Raw genomic sequence first — 437 nt, 5'->3', positions numbered from 1 at the left:
ATCTAATGCAGCACAACAATATACTTTCAATCCATTCACTAAACGAAATTCTGTGATATCACATACAACAGTTGGAACGTCTTTTCTACCAGGTTTACAGGAACGCTCTAGTACATTTGGAAATGTAGGATGTTCTTGCTTTCTTTTTTTATAGTACGTGACAACTTTTGACTTTCATCCAGCTCGATATAAAGCTTGTCTTACTTGAGATAAGCTCACCATAACGTCTCTATTTATAAGATAATGGTACAGTTTTCGGTATCCCATTCTACCTTTTAAACGCTTAAATTGCATGACAATATAAGCCGCTGTCTTTGCACGTTTTTTTTGATTTTCAGTGGGTTTACGATGAAAATAGTCATAAAAACCACTAACAGAAACTTGTAATCGATGGCAAAGCCAGCGCACTCCAAATATGTGATGATGTTGTCTGACAA

Annotated in this window: 1 pseudogene; it reads right to left on the bottom strand. The window is 35.7% G+C overall.

The features are described from left to right. Positions 1 to 174: 174 nt before the first annotated feature. Positions 175 to 437, bottom strand: a pseudogene (locus tag JDS99_RS32260) (IS3 family transposase); the annotation flags it as partial.

Origin of the sequence: Bacillus cereus group sp. N6 (assembly GCF_016483705.1) — a bacterium.
GTDB classification, from domain to species: Bacteria; Bacillota; Bacilli; order Bacillales; family Bacillaceae_G; genus Bacillus_A; species Bacillus_A wiedmannii.
The sequence above is the reverse complement of the archived record's forward strand: the minus strand, read 5'-3'. Positions and strand labels throughout refer to the sequence as shown.